The sequence below is a fragment of the Kitasatospora sp. cg17-2 genome (assembly GCF_054031055.1).
In genome coordinates, this window is the sequence record NZ_CM132923.1 from 879,513 (window position 1) to 894,678 (window position 15,166).

Sequence of the window (15,166 nt, forward strand, 5' to 3'; positions counted from 1 at the left end):
TCTGTGCCCCTCCCGCAGATGCTTGATCCACGAGCCAGTCGGCTCGCAACCGACCCACAGGAGCATCTTTCGTGAACGTGCGCGCAGGCAACAACCCCCGTGTCCCCGGCCGGCGGAGCCTTCGACGGGTGGTGGTCCCGGCGGCGGTCGCGGTGGCCGCCGGTCTGATGACGGTGAGTGCGCCGCTGCTGCCCGCGGCGGTGGCCGCTCCGGCGAAGGACGGCGTCCAGCAGAGCCTCAACGCCCTGGTGAGGGACGACGGCGTCCCGGCGGCGACGGCGTCCGTCACGGGCCGCGACGGGCGGACCCGCAACTACGTCGCGGGCGTCGCCGATCTGAGGACCGGCGCCAAGGTCCCCGTCGACGCGCAGGTCCGGATCGGCAGCAACACCAAGGCGTTCACCGCCGTGGTCGTCATGCAGCTGGTCGCCGAGGGGAAGGTCGACATCGAGGCCCCCGTCGACACCTACCTCCCCGGGCTGGTGCGCGGGGACGGGATCGACGGCCGCAACATCACCGTCCACCAGCTGCTCCAGCACACCAGCGGCCTGCCCGAGTACGGCGAGTCCCTCGACCTCGTCGGCGGCCGCTACACCTACACCGAGCCCCGCGACCTCCTCGACCTGGCCCTCGCCCGCAAGGCCGACTTCGCGCCCGGTACCAAGTGGGCCTACAACAACACCAATTACCTCCTCGCCGGCATGATCGTCCAGAAGCTCACCGGCCGCCCCGTCGGCGAGGCCATCACCGAACGCATCATCAAGCCCCTGGGGCTGCGCCAGACCTACTTCCCCGCCCCCGGCGACATGACCGTCCGCGGCGCCCACCCCCAGGGCTACCTGAAGACGCAGCCCGACGCCCCCCTGCTCGACATCACCGAGGTGACTCCTCCCCCACGTAAACGTGGGGGCTTCTCGCTAACCCTGGCGGGCGTCGCGACGGACCAGCCCGGCCCGTAGAACGTTGATGGCTCCCACCGTGTCAGCGTGCGCACGGTGGCCGCAGCTGACGCAGTGGAAGATGTCCTGAGAGGGCCGGTTCTCCGCCGCAACGTTCCCGCAGAGCGGGCAGGTGCGGGAGGTGTTGCGGGGGTCCACGGCGATCACTTCCCGACCGGCGCTTTCAGCCTTGCTGGTGAGGATCGTGAGGAACACCCCCCAACCGGCATCGTTGATCGACTTGTTAAGCCCTGCCTTGGCCGCCGCACCGTTGGGCAGGAACGCGCCCGGCCGGTCGGGGTCGGGCTTCGGCGCGGGGGCCTTGACCATGTTGCGGATCCTGAGGTCTTCGTGCGCGATGAGGTCGTGCGCCCGGACCAGGTCAAGGGCGGTCTTGTGGGCGTGGTCGAGGCGCTGGCGGCGGACCTTCCGGTGCAGGTCGCCAACACGCTGCACGGCCTTCTGGTGGTTCTTGGTGCGCTTGTCGCGGCGCACGCGGGGGAACCTGCTGAGGGCCTGCTGAGCTGATTCCAGCTTCGCGGCAGCCTGCCTGCCGTGACGCGGGTTGGGCACGAACTCGCTGTTGGAGTCGGCGAGGAAGTTGGCTATGCCCATGTCGATGCCGATCACGCTGCCCGTCGGGGACAGCGGCTCGGGCTCGGCCTGCTCGGCGGTCAGGATGACGTACCAGCGCTTGCCCTCGCGCTTGACGCCGACGGTCCTGACCTTGCCGACCACCGGCCGGTGCTGGTTGACCTTGACGTGCCCGACCCCTTGGAAGCGCACGCGGGTGGTCCGGTCATGCGGGGTGGAGTCCCAGCGGCAGCCGTCCCCGTCCTTGGGGAAGTCCACCGTGTCGAACCGGTTCACCCCACGGAAGCGCGGGTAGCCGGGCGTGTCACCGGACTTGACCCGCCGGAAGAACGCCGCGAACGCCTTGTCCAGACGGCGAAGCGTCGCCTGCTGCGAGCTGAACGACCAGCGGCCCTGACGCTCCGGGTCGAACGCCCGGATCTCCTTCAGCTGCGCCGACTGCATGCCGTACTTGATGCTGGTCTTCGACACGTGCCGGTAGGCGTCCCGGCGCTCCTGGAGTGCCCCGTTGTACAGCGCGCAGTGATCCCTCAGCATCTCGCCGAGCGCCTGCGTCTGGCCCACGGTGGGCCGCATGAGGAACTTGTACGCACGAATCATCCGACCCACCCCCTTCCTGGTCAGCTCAAAGATCGTACTACGCTTGGAGTATGTCACCACGCTGGGAGCCAAACCCCGACGTTCGCACCGGACGGCACGTCGCTTACAACTTGCACGCGCACTTGGTGTTCGTCACGAAATACCGCAAGGGCGTCTTCGATGACGCCATGCTCAAGCGGTGCGAGGAGATCATGCGCGAGGTCTGCGACAAGTTCGAGACCGAGTTGCGCGAGTTCAACGGCGAAAGCGACCACGTGCACCTGCTGGTGCACTACCCGCCGAAGATCGCCCTGTCCAAGCTGATCAACTCCCTCAAGGGCGTCAGCTCCCGGTACCTGCGCGCCGAATACGCCGGCCGCATCAACCGCATCGGCCTCGGGTCCGTCTTCTGGTCTCGCTCCTACTTCGCCGGGTCGTGCGGCGGCACACCGCTCAGCATCGTCCACCAGTACATCGAAGGCCAGAAGCGGCCCATCTGACCGTCACCCCGGAGCCGCAGCGAACTCCGCCGCTTCGCGGCTGCGGGCCAGGAATGCATTCCCTCCCCGGCTAAAACCGGGGATACCCTGCAAGATCAGGGATGGACCCCTCCTGGGCCTGGGCGGCCGGTGCCATGATCTCCACCAACTCCGACCTCGACCGCTTCTACACCGCGCTCCTCGGCGGCCGCCTCCTCCCCGCCGCGCAGCTCGCCCAGATGCGCACCACCGTGCCCGCCGACGAGCTGGCGCCGGGGATCCGCTACGGCCTGGGCCTGACGAGCACGCCGCTGTCGTGCGGCGGCGTCTACTGGGGCCACGGCGGAACCATCCCCGGCTACCGGACCCGCGGGGGCGTCACCGAGGACGGCCGCGCCGCCAATGTCACGGTGACCACCATCCCGACCGGCGCCGCCGCGCAGCACCAGGCGGCGGCCGTGGACACCGCCCTGTGCCGCTGAACCGCACGCTGAACCGGGAGCCCGGGGCGAGGAGGACCTTCGGGGTTCCCTGGCCCCGATGAGGTTCCCCACCTGCTCCACCCGGTCGAACGGGCGGGAGAGCGGGTGGGAGAGCGGGCTGGCATCCGGAAGCGCGTACGTGGGCCCCGCCGACCGACGGCCGGCGGGGCCTGTCCGACGTGGCCGCAGAGTACGGAGGGGCGTCCCGGCCGGAACGCGTCGCGGTCGCAGACCTGCACCATCCGGTTGATCGGGCGTACGGGGTGGTGTGTCGGCCGTGGGCGGCGGCGACCGGCGGTCCGATACTCGGGGCGCCGAGGCAGACGATGCCCCGAGCGCGGTCACCGGCCCGCCCGGGCGGCCCTGCGAGTGTGCCGCGGGGGACGGGTCCGACCGCTGGAACCCGTGGAGAACGAGGACACCCCCAATGCCGAACACGCCCTTCCCCGTGCGCCGAGCGGGCCGCGTACTGCTCCCGGTCCTGTCGGTGATCGCACCGCTCGCCGTAGCCGCTGCCACACCCGTCCACGCTGCCACCGTGACCTGCACGGTCAACGGCACTCCCGTCACCGGCACGACCGTCAACGGCACCGACGGCGACGACACGATCGACTGCGCCGCGGTCCCGTCCGGAGTCCTGGTCCACGGACGCGGCGGGAACGACACCATCACCGTCAACATCGGCGAGCACGCCAGCCGGGGCACCGACGGGAACCGGGGCGAGATCAACGGCGGGACCGGCAACGGAACCGGCTCCGGCGGCGGCGACGGCGACGGCGGCAACGCCGGGGAGATCTACGGAGGCGGCGGCAACGACACCGTGCGCGTCACGGGCGGCAACGGACAGGTCGGGGAGGTGCGCGGCGGTCACAGCGACTGCGGCAACGGCGGGCGCGGCGGCATCGGCAACGACGGCCGCATCAGCGCCCACGGCACCATCACGGTGACCGGCGGAGACGGCGGCCGGGGCGGTCTCGGCATCGGCGAGATGGACTGCGACGGCGGCCACGGCGGCGACGGCAACAACAGCCGCATCATCGGCAGCGGCTTCGACAGCAGGGTGAAGGCCGTCGGCGGAGCCGGCGGGTACGGCGAGCAGGGCGGCGACGGCAACAACCGCACCGTCGACATCCTCGTCGGGGGCAAGGGGCTCGTCCGCGGCGGCGACGGGGGCAACGGCCGACCCGTCGGCACGGGCGGCAAGGGCAACGACGGGACCGTCAACACCACACCCGCGGGCGACTACGAGGCCCCCGGCGGCTCCCCCGGGACGAACGCCCCGCTGTCGGAGTAGCAGCGGGGAAGCGGCCGTCGCACCCGCACCGGCCCGAACCGGTCCGGTGTGACCGCCGAGCGTTCTCCTTGTCGGCGCGCCTGTCGGCGTTCCGGCGAACTCGTGTGCGAAGCAAGGGTGGTATCCGGTAGCTTGCACGAAGGAGTGCCGGGAAGCCTGGTCGGCGAACAAGGGACAGTTGTGTCCGCGACCGGGTCCGGGGGTGGTGTGCGTGGCGCTCGACGCGAGGTCCGCCGACACACCGTCGGCCCGGCCCCGGCCGCGGACCCGCCGCCCCTCACTCCGGCCCCGGCCCCCGCGGGCCCCGTGCACCGTCCGCCGGGCTTCAGCGGACTTCGGGCAGATACCGAGAACCGAGACACCGTCCGGCGTTCCGGCCGCCCTGTGCCGTCCGACCCCGCGACGGGGGGCGGGGCGGCACGCCCCGGCGACGGCGACCCGGGCGTTCCGGCCACCCACCGGACCGGGGGGAGAACCGTCATGACCGACCGTCACTCACCATGGACCCGCACCGGCGGCGCGCTGCTCGCCGCGGCGGCGCTCGTCCCGGCCGCGGCCGCCTGGTACGTGTTCGCCGTCCGGATGCCGGACGACACCGAGCGCTCCCGCTCGTACGCGGTCGCCGCGACCTGCCCGGCCGGGAGCCCGGGCACGGCGGTCCAGGAATGCCTGCGCACCGTGCCGTTCACCGTCGGCGGCACGGTCCTGCGGCCCAAGGAGCACCTGGCGACGCTGGACGGCGCGCCGACCTGGAGCGGCACCGTGCGGTTCGGCGACCCCGGGCCGCTGCTGGAGGACCTGAAGCCCGGCGACCGGGTGGACGGCACGGTGTGGCGCGGCCGGGTGACGCGCCTGGAGCGGGCCGGTGTCGCGCAGTCCTCCGTCGACGAGCCCCGCGAGGAGGCGCAGATCACCGCCGGGCTGGGCACCGCACTCGCACTGCTGGCGGTACTGGCCGCCGCCCTGGGCGCGCTGCTGTTCACCGGCCGCACCACCACGTTCGCCCTCGCCCGGTCGCTCCTCTTCTGGACGCTGTTCTCCTGCGTCGCGCCCGCGGCCCTCGCGTTCTGGGCCGGCCTGGCGTGGTGGACGGTGCCGGCCGCTGCCGTCCCGACCGCGCTGGTCGCGGCGGAGGCGGTGCGGCGCCTCAACACGGGAAAGGCCCCGGGGGAACCGCAGGGGTCCGTGGCCGACCGTCTGCCCGCCTGATCCCACAGGCAGTCGGAGCGGTCGCCGCCGCCTCCCCGCCACGGGCCTGCCGGTGCACGAACAGGCCCGTGGTGCAGCGGTTCCGGCGACCACCGCGCGCCTGGGCGACGACGGACTCGGCGAACCGGCCCGCGGCACACGGTCACCACCCGTTGGGCACGCCGTAGGTGCGGAGCATGTGCCGAACGTCGCCCATGGTGCCGTCGCCGGGGCTGCGGTGGTTGGTGAAGCCCCGGCTGATCCCGTCGAGAACAGCACGCCCGCGCTGGTCCCCACGTGCGGCCAGCGCGCCGGCCGCCTGGATCCGAATGTCGATGACGACCCCGGAGTCGTCGAGGCGGCGGGTGAGTACGGCCCGCAGGGCCGGTGTGTCCTGCCGGGAGCGGTACAGGGCGTGGGTCGCGGCGGCCCGGACGTCCGGTGCCGGGTCGTCGGCCAGGTGCAGCACGGCGGCAAGGATCCGCGGGTCGACGTCGTCGCGGTGCGCGAGGGCGTTGACGAAGACTTCCGCTGTCACTCGGCGCACCGTCGGGTCCTGGTCCTCCGCGCGGTGCAGCAGCGCTGCCACGAGCTCCTGGTCCCACTCCGTGGTGGGGGGCAGGAGGGCGCCCGCCGCCGCGTTGACGGCCGCACTGCGCACTGTCGCGTCCACGTGCCCGAGGTGCGGCAGGGTGGCCCGGTGGTCGCGCCAGCAGTGCTCCCGCAGGGCGTACAGCACGGTCTTCAGCGCGTACGGGTCCTGTTCGGTGTCGAGCAGAGGTCGCAGGAACGCGACGGCGGCGTGGGTGAAGTCGGGCCCGCCGTTCCCCTCGTCGCCGTCGTCCAGGAAGTTGATGCCGAGGCCGAGGTAAAAGAGGGCGTCGAGGGCGAAGCGGCGTGCGGCGAGTGACGGTGCGTCCAGGACGCGGGCGCAGGCCCAGTCGACGAGCTCGCGGTCGGCCCGACGGGCGAGCACCAGCAACGCCTCGTCCCAGTCGGGATGGTCCGGATCCGCGTGCACCAGGGCGCGGGCCATCAAGCCGTCCGGCGAACGGAACAGGCCCAGGTCGAACTCCAGCATGCTGATCACCGCCCGGCGGGCTTCCGGCCCGGTCGGGTCGGCGGCGAGGGCCGCCCTGGCGGCGCGAAGCGCACGGCGGTGCAGCACGAGCTCCTTGCCCGTGCCGCTGAGAAGGCTTCGCAGGACATCGACCAGGCCGCGTTCGGCGGCCCAGCCGACCGCGTCGACACCGTCCGTCCACGGCCGGGAGACATCGACGCCCCGCAGGAGGACCAGTTCCTCCACCGCCTCGGCCCGCCCCGCCCGGGCAGCGGTCTCCAGCAGCTCGGTGCCCCGCGGACCCGCCAGTTCGTCGTCCGGGACGAAGCAGAGGAGGTGGGCGAACTCGGCCTCGTCGCCGTCGGCGAGGGCGCGGGTCAGTGCGTCGAGGTCCATTCGCGCGAGTCTGCCGTGACGAGCCACCGTCGTCGAACGGTTTTCCCGCACCGGGAGCACCCGGCCGGCGGGCGGCACCCACGACCGGTGTCCGGCCTCGCGCGAAGAACGCGCCGCGGCGGCGCGGGGCACAGCAGCGTACCGGGCCGGAGGCCGACACCCGGACGGCGCAACCATCACATGATCGACTCGTTGGACCGTCCACCACGACAGCACCGACGACTCCGGGAGGGCCCGTTGGCAGAACGGACGGTGGACTCGGCGGCGCCCGCCAGGGGCGCCGGGCGCCCGGTGGTCCAGGCCGAGGCCGCCCTGGTGCGCCACTACCGCAGGCTGGTCCGGCTGGCGTACGTCGCGCTGCCCGCCGACCGCGACCGGCACAGCCGGGTCCTCGCCGCCCACTCGGCCGTTCAGCGGGCCCTGCCGTCCCGCTGGGCCCGCCGGTGCGACCCGGCGCCGGGCGACGAGGACCCGGCCTACACCGCGCTGCGCCTGCGGGTGCTGCGCGACGGGCTGCGCCCCCGCCCCGCCCGTCGGCTGCTGGCACCGCGGGTCTGGGGCCTGCGGCTGTTCACCCCGCACGGCGGCGAGCAGGACGCCGCGCTGGAGCACGCGCTCGCGGCACTCGACGCGCCCGCCCGGGCCGCGTTCGCGCTGCGGGCCGTGGAGGGTCTGAGCGCCCCGGAGGCCGCCGAGGTGCTGCGGCACGCCGGGGTCCAGCAGGCCGAGCGGGCCCTCGACGCGGCGGCAGGCCTCGGCGGGGCGGCCGGCGCTGCCGTCGCGGGCGGAGTCGGCGGGGCGGCGGAGCCGGACCTCTCCGCCTTCGACCCCTGCGCCGTCCGGGTCCAGCCGACCGACCTGCTGAGCCGCCGCCGGAGGCTGACCGCCGTGCTGGTGGTCGGCGTGCTCGGCCTCGGCACCGCGGCCGCCGTGCTCACCGGTGCCGGTACCGACACCCGCACCGACACGGACCCCGGCACCGGCCCGGTCGCCGCCGGGCCCGGGCCGGCGCCCGCTCCGCCCGTCGGCGCCGCGGCCGCTCCGAACCGCCTGGTCCGCGCGCCCGCGGACCTCTGGCAGCACACCGCGCGGGTCGACTTCACCGCCTGGCCGGCCCGCGGCGACCGCCGCGAGGACGCCGCGCTGCTCGGCCGCGCGACGACCGCCTGGGAGCGCCCCGGCCCGCAGACCCGCGCCGAACCGGGCACGGACACCGCGCCGCCGATCGCCCCGCCGCGGCTGCTCTACGCCGGCACCGTGGACGGGGCCGCCGTGGTCCTGCTGTACGACGGGCAGCGGCTGGCCCGCTACACCGACGGACGCGACGGCGGCCTCGACCTCGCCCGGGCCGACGACTCCGACGTCACGACGGCCGGAGCGGTGGTGCTGCACCGCCGGGGCGCCTCCGTGCGCTACCTGCTCGCCCCCTGGGTGGAGGCCGCCGAGACCCGCCGGATCGACCGGCCCGACACCCCCGCCCAAGCCCTGGACCATCCGGACGGCCTCACCCCGGCGACGCCGGGCGGCGTGCTGACCGACTGTCGGGGAGCCACCGTGCTCCAGCTCCGCTCCTCACCGGTCGTCGCGGAGAAGCACGCCTTCCTACTGGCCGACCTCGGGGGGCTCGTCCCCGCCCACCTCACCTACACGCCGCCCCCGGACCGCAACCAGCCGGCCCGGTCGCCGCGCGAGGCGACCGGCCCGGACGCGCTGCAGGCCTGGGCCCGGGCGGGCTGCGCCGCCCCGGACGGCACTCCCGGCGTCAAGCAGCTCAACCTGTGGGCGTTCGCGGTCCAAGCGCTTCCGCAGAACGCGGGCTCGGCGTCCTGGGTCTGCCTGCGCGCCGATCGCTGGACCGGCGAGGGCAGCGCCGCCACGGCCGTCCTGCTGCCCGCCGCCCAGGGCCCGCAGCGCACCGGCGGCGGTCCGGGCCGGTCGTGCAGCCGGTTCGAGCAGGACACCGTGGGCTGGGCCTGGTGGCGCTCCCCGCAGGGCACCGAGTTCCTGCTGGCGGCGGGCAGCCGGCGGGTCACCCGGCTCACCGTCAAGGGCCCCGGCTGGTCCACCGACCGGCCGGTGCCGGACCACACCCTCGCGGTGGAGCGCCCGGCCCGGACGGACGTCCAGGTGGAGGGCGTGCTCGACGGCGGCACCCGGATCGGCCCGCAGCGCCCGTCGCAGAGTGCCGGCGCTCCCTGACCCGCAGCGGACCGGGATTCCGGGTGTTCGGGTCCAGGAGGTGGGAGCCGCGTCGGGGCCCGAGCGGGACGGTTCCAGCCGCTGGGTGGGTGAAGCCGACGGTGCGTCAACGACGGGTGCACGGAACGGGAGGCGGGACAGCCCTAGGGTCGGGCCCTGTCGCCGGGACGCGTCCGTCGTCCCCGCGTCAGCACTCGTCGGGCCTCGCTCCGGCCGCTCGCCCCCACTCCCCCGGCAGGAAGGTTGCTGCTCCATGCGCATCCCGTCGTCGCGTTCGAGAGCAGGTCTGGCCGCCACGGCCGTACTGCCGCTGGTGGCGGCCGCCCTCGCCGTCGCCCCGGCGGCGACGGCGGACACTCCCGCGCCGCGGGACCGGGCGGTGGTGCCGGACACGGCACCGGACTGGGCCCGGTCCACCGCCGACCAGGGCAGGGAGCGCGCCGACGCGCCGGTCACGGTCCGGGTCTACCTCGCCGGCCGCGACCACCACGGCCTGGACGACCTCGCCCGGCAGGTCTCCGACCCCGCCTCCGAGCAGTACGGGCACTTCCTGAGCCCGGAGCAGCTGGCGGAACGGTTCGGCAGCAGCGAGGAGCAGAGCGCCGAGGTCCGCGGCTGGCTGGACTCGTCCGGGCTGCGGGTGACCGCCGCCAACGGCCACTACCTCACCGCCGACGGCGCCGTCGCCGACGCGGAGCGGGCCTTCGGCACCGAGCTGCACACCTACCGCAAGGGCGGGCGGACCTACCGGGCGCCCGCCGGGGACGTCACCGTGCCCGCGCACCTCGCGGACCACGTGCTCAGCGTCACCGGGCTCAACACCGCCCCCAGCAGAGTCCGGCCGGGCCGGCCGACGCCCAGGGACCTCCTGCCCGGCCCCGGCAACGCCTTCGTCAACGCCCCACCGTTCTCCGACCACTTCGGCTCCACCCCGGCCACCGGCACGCCCCCGGCGTACGGCGCGGTCCGACCGTACGTGATCCAGGGCTTCAACGGCTCCCAACTGCGCACCGCCTACGGCGCGACCGCGACCGGGCTCACCGGCCGCGGCACGACCGTCGCCGTCGTGGACGCCTACGACTCGCCCAGCATCGGCGACGACACCGCGCGCTACGCCGCCGAGCACGGTGACGCCCCCTACGGCAAGAACCAACTGCTGCGCTACGACCCGGCAGTGTGGACGCACACCGCCCCGCCGGACGTCGACCCGGACGGCTGCGACGCCGCCGGCTGGTACGGCGAGCAGACCCTCGACATCGAAGCGGTGCACGCCGTCGCGCCCGACGCGGACATCTCCTACGTCGGCGCGGCCTCCTGCTACGACCAGGACCTCGTCGACGCCCTGGACCGCGTCGTCGACCAGCACCTCGGCGACATCGTCTCCAACTCCTGGGGCGAGCCGGAGAACGCCTCCGACCCGGCCTTCGACCGGGTCTACCAGCACCTGTTCAAGCGCGGCGCGGTCACCGGCATCGGCTTCTACTTCTCCAGCGGCGACGACGGCGACGAGTTGGAGAACACCGGCACCAAGCAGACCGACATGCCCGCCTCGCTGCCCTGGGTCACGGCGGTCGGCGGCACCTCGCTCGCCCTGGACGCCTCGCACGGGTACCGCTTCGAAACGGGCTGGGGCACGCTGAAGTCCGTCCTGTCGGCCGACGGCACGTCCTGGACGGACCTGCCCGGCGGCTTCAACGGCGGCGCCGGCGGGGGCACCAGCGCCCGCTCCCCCCAGCCGCGCTACCAGCGCGACGTCGTCCCGCCCGCGCTGTCCGGGGCCAACGGCGGCCGCCACCGGGTCGTCCCCGACCTCGCCGCCGTCGCCGACCCCAACACGGGCTTCCTGGTCGGCCAGACCCAGACCTTCCCCGACGGCACCGTCCGCTACGGCGAGTACCGCATCGGCGGCACCAGCCTGGCCTGCCCCGTCATCGCCGCCCTCCAGGCCCTGGCCCAGCAGGCCAAGGGCTCCCCGATCGGCTTCGCCAACCCCGCCATCTACCAGCGCTACGGCACCGGCGCCTACCACGACGTCACCGACCACCCCTTCGGCCCCGGCACCGAACTCGCCCAGGTCCGCGTCGACCACACCAACGGCGTCAACGCCGACGACGGCACCACCACCTCGCTGCGCACCATGGGCCACGACACCTCCCTCGTCGCCGACCGCGGCTACGACAACGTCACCGGCGTCGGCACCCCCACCACCGAGTACCTCACCTCCTGGGACTGCCCGCCCGACGGGCAGGGCCCCGAACACCGCACCGCCGACTGACCACGGCCACCGGCGCACCGCCCTGCGGGAGAGGTCTCCCGACCGGGAGGGGCGTCCGACCCCGGGCCGCCGCCACGGCGGCCCGGGGCGACGGTTCAGTAGAGGCCCTCGGGGGACGAGCTGGTGGTCTGGAGGGGGCGGACGTTGGCGACACCGTCGGTGGGCCACTGGTCGGTCGGGTGACGGAGGGCCTGGTCGCGTTCCAGGATGTTGGGGAGGAAGAGGTCCTCGTGGAGGACCGTGAGCCGTACCTGGCCGACCGTGCCGGGCGCGACCGGGGTCGAGCGGTCGCCCTTGTCGACCACCGTCATGGTGACCTGCGGGTAGTTCGGGACGTAGCTGATCAGCTCGCCGTCCCGCTCGATGTCCAGGCAGGCGGCGTTGCCGAAGGTGTTGCCGTACGTCAGTCCGCAGATCCCGCCCTGGAGGGCGGTGCTGAAGGTCCGGTACATGTCGGCGCTGATCTGGGTGCCGCTCAGGCGCACGCCGTCGAGGGCGGCGACCAGCTCGGGCCGGCGCTGGCGGAGGGCCTGGAAGAGGGCCGGGGTGGTGTTGACGTAGTGGACCCGGCCCCGGTCGAGGACGTCGGCGATCTGCTCCAGCAGGTGGGTGGTGTAGTCGGCGACCTCGGCCATCCGGCCCGCCCGGATGAGGCGCTTCACCCACCGGGGGTCCATGTCCACGGCGTACACCTGGCCGGCGTGGAGTTCGGAGACCTCCTGGGTGCCGTTCCCGATCAGGTGCGGTCCGGTGGGGGTGGCCTGCAGCCAGGTGCGGCCCGGCGCGAAGCCCTCCCGCACGAAGGACCAGCGGCGCCAGAGCGCCCGGTGCCGCAGCATGCCGGGGGTGTAGAACGCCCGGCAGGGGGTGCCGGTGGTGCCTCCGCTGTCCCAGACCCGCCCGGCGAGCGGCCTGGGCACCGACAGCGGGACGAGGTCCGCCGGGTCCTCCACCCGCAGCCGGTCGAGCGGGAACGGGCCGAAGGCTCCGAGCTCGTCGTAGCGGGTGATGTCACGGGGGTCGAAGTCCAGCCCGGGGGCCTGCGCGAGCCAGTAGGGGCTTCCGGACACCGGGTCGAAGTGCCGCCGGACCACGGTGCGGGTCCACTCGTCGAGGTCGGTGTCCAGCCAGCGCGCGATCTGGGCGTCCGGGTCGGCGCGGGTGGCGGCGGTCACGACAGGGCCGGGGCACCGGAGAGGTCGATGCCGAGGTCGTAGGCGGTGGTCAGGGCCTGCTCGATGTGCTCGGGCCGCTCGATGTGCACCACCGGGAAGGGGAACGCGAGGATGCCCTCGGGGATCGAGGGGCCCATCACCAGCCCGAGTTGTACGCCCTGCTCCTTCATCCCGGTGTAGACGTCGACCAGGCTGATCGGGTCCGTGGAGTTGCGCTGGAAGAGGTCCCTGACGTCCGCCGCGGTGCGCAGGACCTTGGGCTCCAGGCAGGACAGCAGGGGGATCTCGGGGTCGGCGAAGGGGATCGCGTCGATGCGCGGGGCCATGAAGTCGCGGTAGGGCCGGCGCAGCGGGGTGTGGACGGCGATGGTGCGCCCGGGCAGCGGTACGACCGTTCCCGGCGGGACCTCGGCGGCGAGCGCGCCGAGCGCCTCGGCGTGGCCGGCCAGCATCATGAGGCGCTGGCTGCCGTCGGCCGTGGGGCCGAAGTCGCCCGCCAGGTAGACGCCGGGGACGTTCTCGCCGGGGTGGGAGGGGGCGCCTTCGGCGAGGGAGCCGAAGGCGATGGCTATCCCCTGCCGCGGGTCCTCGGCCGGAGGTTCCGGGGTGTCGCGGGAGCCGGCCAGCATCTCGAACAGTTCCCGTCGCCCCAGCGATCCGGCGAGGCAACTGGCCGTCATCGCGCCGAGGCTGAGGCCGCCGATGGCCCCGGGTCGCAGGTCGAACGAGGCGAGGACGTCGTGCACGCCGATCGCGAGGGCCGCTTCGCGGACCGTGCCGACGCTCTGGCGCTCCTCCTGGGCGGTCGGGAGGTCCTCCTCCAGGATCTGACCGACCGTCAGACCGGTCCACTCGGAGACTTGTTCGTACCACCCCTGGACGACCTCGAAGGTCCGGTACAGCTCCAGGCCGTGCGGCTCGGTCCCGACGCCGCCGCCGAACAGGTACCCCAGACTCATGACAGCTCCTGTGACTCGGTGGGAAAGGAGGGGGTGGTGGTGCGGCCCATGCGTGATGCAGCAGAAGTGGGCACGACAGCACAGTGCGCAGAATACGGCGTTCGACCGGAGACTCGGGAACCTGTCGCGCGACGCGATATCGATACGCTATCCGGGTCCGGAAAAATGGCCGATAGCATACCATCGGCATGCATTGCCCGCCCTCGGAAATGATTTGATTTCGGCCTGTCCACCCGGGCGGGGACCCACGGCAGAGTTCAGGGAACAGTACGCTCCGTCCTCTTCTCGGACTCGTGGAATTCCGGGAGAACGCGGGGTGGCCATGCCCCGACGCTCAGCACACCGAGGGAGTGCGCCCGGGAGACCAAGGCGGGCCGGTTCGCGGCCTGGAAATGGCGCATCATCAACCCGATGCGGTACTCGATGCCCTGCCGGCTCAGATAGAGCGATGCCGCCAGCCGCGCGGTCGAGGTGCCGATCGCGACGCCTTCCAGGATGCGGACGTCCACGGCGGTCAGCAGCCGGACGTCCGCGCCGCCGGCCGGGCGCCCGCCCGTCGGACGGGCGGCGTCGGCGGTCTCGGACCGCGGTGGCCGCGGCGCGGGCTTGATCTCCTCGGAGGTCGCTGCCGGTGTCACTCCTCGGTCTTCCTTTCCTGTCGTCCCTGTTCTAGGTCCTCTGCGGGCCGGCGAGGTGCTCGCGGAGCATGCCGGTCACCTCGTCCGCCCGGTCGCTGAGGTAGAAGTGCCCGCCGGGGAAGACCTTGAGGTCGAACGCCGCCGTCGTCCGGTCGCGCCAGTGCCCGGCCTCGGGGACCGGGGTCCAGCGGTCCCGGTCCCCGACCACGGCGGTGACCGGACAGTCCACCGCGGCGTCGCGGTCGGCCCGGTAGGCCCCCAGGGCCCGGTAGTCGGCGCGCAGCGCGGGCAGCACCATCCCGAGGAGTTCCTCGTCCTCCAGGAGCCGGGCGTCGGTGCCGCTCATCTCCCTGACCTCGGCCAGGATGGCCTCGTCGTCGAGCGGGTGGGCGAGCTCGGGCCCGTCCGCCGACGGCCCCTTGCGGCCGGAGACGAAGAGGTGGTCGATCCGACCGCCCGCGCGCTCGATCCGCCGGGCCACCTCGAAGGCGACCAGCGCGCCCATGCTGTGCCCGAAGAGGGTCAGGGGGAGGTCGTCCCAGCGGCGCAGCGCTTCGGCCACTTCGTCGGCCGTGCGGTGCAGGTCCTGGACACCGGGTTCCTCCCGGCGGTCCTGCCTGCCGGGGTACTGCACGGCCAGGAGGTCGACCGGGCCGCACAGCGCGGCGGAGACCGGGAAGTAGAAACTCGCCGAGCCGCCGGCGTGCGGAAAGCAGACCAGTCGGCGCGTGGCTGTCGGTGAGGGGTGGAAGCGACGGCACCACAGGTCGCTGTCCAAGGAGAGGGAGGTCATGTCGGCCTTTCATTCCTTTCGCGAAATCCGCGCGGTGTCTGCGGGCGGGGTGCGGTGACCACGTGGGACACCCTCGGCAGCGGCGGCCGACTGGTACTTGCTAATACGGGAAGCTCC

The 15,166-nt window shown here is 73.6% G+C and carries 12 protein-coding genes and 1 pseudogene; 7 read left to right on the forward strand and 6 right to left on the reverse strand.

Annotation, left to right across the window (positions count from 1 at the left end; genetic code table 11):
- The first annotated feature begins 71 nt into the window (after nt 1-71).
- The gene (locus ACW14Y_RS03620) at nt 72-959 is read left to right on the forward strand and encodes a serine hydrolase domain-containing protein (RefSeq protein ID WP_456985842.1); all 888 of its coding nucleotides are present in this window, start codon (nt 72-74) and stop codon (nt 957-959) included.
- On the opposite strand, the gene ACW14Y_RS03625 is transcribed toward ACW14Y_RS03620, so the two are convergent.
- Complete coding sequence (locus tag ACW14Y_RS03625) at nt 918-2,132, reverse strand: RNA-guided endonuclease InsQ/TnpB family protein (RefSeq protein WP_402723791.1); 1,215 nt, start codon at nt 2,130-2,132, stop codon at nt 918-920. The genes ACW14Y_RS03620 and ACW14Y_RS03625 overlap by 42 nt on opposite strands.
- Nucleotides 2,133-2,182: 50 nt before the next feature.
- Here ACW14Y_RS03625 and tnpA point away from each other — a divergent pair, with 50 nt between their 5' ends.
- The 4 genes and pseudogenes from tnpA to ACW14Y_RS03645 all read left to right on the forward strand — a co-directional run bounded on the left by tnpA (nt 2,183) and on the right by ACW14Y_RS03645 (nt 5,575).
- On the forward strand, nt 2,183-2,611 hold the full coding sequence (tnpA, locus tag ACW14Y_RS03630) for an IS200/IS605 family transposase (protein WP_402723792.1): 429 nt from the start codon (nt 2,183-2,185) through the stop codon (nt 2,609-2,611).
- Between the two features lie 95 nt (nt 2,612-2,706).
- Nucleotides 2,707-3,072: pseudogene (locus ACW14Y_RS03635) on the forward strand (serine hydrolase); the annotation flags it as partial.
- Nucleotides 3,073-3,610: 538 nt separating this feature from the next.
- Nucleotides 3,611-4,366, forward strand: coding sequence for a hypothetical protein (locus ACW14Y_RS03640; protein WP_456985843.1), 756 nt, complete (start codon nt 3,611-3,613; stop codon nt 4,364-4,366).
- 480 nt (nt 4,367-4,846) lie between these two features.
- Nucleotides 4,847-5,575: a hypothetical protein gene (locus ACW14Y_RS03645; RefSeq protein WP_456985844.1), complete on the forward strand. Its 729-nt coding sequence runs from the start codon at nt 4,847-4,849 to the stop codon at nt 5,573-5,575.
- A 142-nt stretch (nt 5,576-5,717) separates the two neighbouring features.
- Here the strand turns inward: ACW14Y_RS03645 and ACW14Y_RS03650 are convergent, their stop codons facing one another.
- Nucleotides 5,718-7,010, reverse strand: coding sequence for a HEAT repeat domain-containing protein (locus ACW14Y_RS03650; RefSeq protein ID WP_456985845.1), 1,293 nt, complete (start codon nt 7,008-7,010; stop codon nt 5,718-5,720).
- Nucleotides 7,011-7,247: 237 nt separating this feature from the next.
- On the opposite strand from ACW14Y_RS03650, the gene ACW14Y_RS03655 reads away from it, so the two are divergent.
- The gene (locus tag ACW14Y_RS03655) at nt 7,248-9,209 is read left to right on the forward strand and encodes a hypothetical protein (protein WP_456985846.1); all 1,962 of its coding nucleotides are present in this window, start codon (nt 7,248-7,250) and stop codon (nt 9,207-9,209) included.
- 253 nt (nt 9,210-9,462) lie between these two features.
- Nucleotides 9,463-11,484, forward strand: coding sequence for a S53 family peptidase (locus ACW14Y_RS03660; RefSeq protein ID WP_456985847.1), 2,022 nt, complete (start codon nt 9,463-9,465; stop codon nt 11,482-11,484).
- A 95-nt stretch (nt 11,485-11,579) separates the two neighbouring features.
- On the opposite strand, the gene ACW14Y_RS03665 is transcribed toward ACW14Y_RS03660, so the two are convergent.
- The 4 genes from ACW14Y_RS03665 to ACW14Y_RS03680 form a co-directional block, all read right to left on the reverse strand.
- Entirely contained in the window at nt 11,580-12,659 is a 1,080-nt protein-coding gene (locus ACW14Y_RS03665; RefSeq protein ID WP_380303546.1) for an arylcarboxylate reductase, read from the reverse strand.
- Nucleotides 12,656-13,618 (reverse strand): ACP S-malonyltransferase, encoded by a 963-nt coding sequence (locus ACW14Y_RS03670; protein ID WP_380303545.1) that lies wholly within the window; start codon nt 13,616-13,618, stop codon nt 12,656-12,658. The genes ACW14Y_RS03665 and ACW14Y_RS03670 overlap by 4 nt, the downstream gene beginning before the upstream one ends.
- Nucleotides 13,619-13,875: 257 nt before the next feature.
- The gene (locus tag ACW14Y_RS03675; protein WP_456985848.1) at nt 13,876-14,256 is read right to left on the reverse strand and encodes a helix-turn-helix transcriptional regulator; all 381 of its coding nucleotides are present in this window, start codon (nt 14,254-14,256) and stop codon (nt 13,876-13,878) included.
- Nucleotides 14,257-14,287: 31 nt separating this feature from the next.
- Nucleotides 14,288-15,049 carry a thioesterase II family protein gene (locus ACW14Y_RS03680; RefSeq protein ID WP_380390713.1) on the reverse strand — a complete coding sequence of 254 codons (762 nt, stop codon included), beginning with the start codon at nt 15,047-15,049 and terminating at the stop codon, nt 14,288-14,290.
- Nucleotides 15,050-15,166: the final 117 nt, after the last annotated feature.

What these genes read in the sequence shown, in the direction of transcription:
- ACW14Y_RS03625 (WP_402723791.1), bottom strand. Translation starts at nt 2,132, where the DNA reads ATGATTCGTGCGTACAAGTTCCTCATGCGGCCCACCGTGGGCCAGACG.
- tnpA (WP_402723792.1), top strand. Translation starts at nt 2,183, where the DNA reads ATGTCACCACGCTGGGAGCCAAACCCCGACGTTCGCACCGGACGGCAC.
- ACW14Y_RS03645 (WP_456985844.1), top strand. Translation starts at nt 4,847, where the DNA reads ATGACCGACCGTCACTCACCATGGACCCGCACCGGCGGCGCGCTGCTC.
- ACW14Y_RS03650 (WP_456985845.1), bottom strand. Translation starts at nt 7,010, where the DNA reads ATGGACCTCGACGCACTGACCCGCGCCCTCGCCGACGGCGACGAGGCC.
- ACW14Y_RS03660 (WP_456985847.1), top strand. Translation starts at nt 9,463, where the DNA reads ATGCGCATCCCGTCGTCGCGTTCGAGAGCAGGTCTGGCCGCCACGGCC.
- ACW14Y_RS03670 (WP_380303545.1), bottom strand. Translation starts at nt 13,618, where the DNA reads ATGAGTCTGGGGTACCTGTTCGGCGGCGGCGTCGGGACCGAGCCGCAC.
- ACW14Y_RS03680 (WP_380390713.1), bottom strand. Translation starts at nt 15,049, where the DNA reads ATGACCTCCCTCTCCTTGGACAGCGACCTGTGGTGCCGTCGCTTCCAC.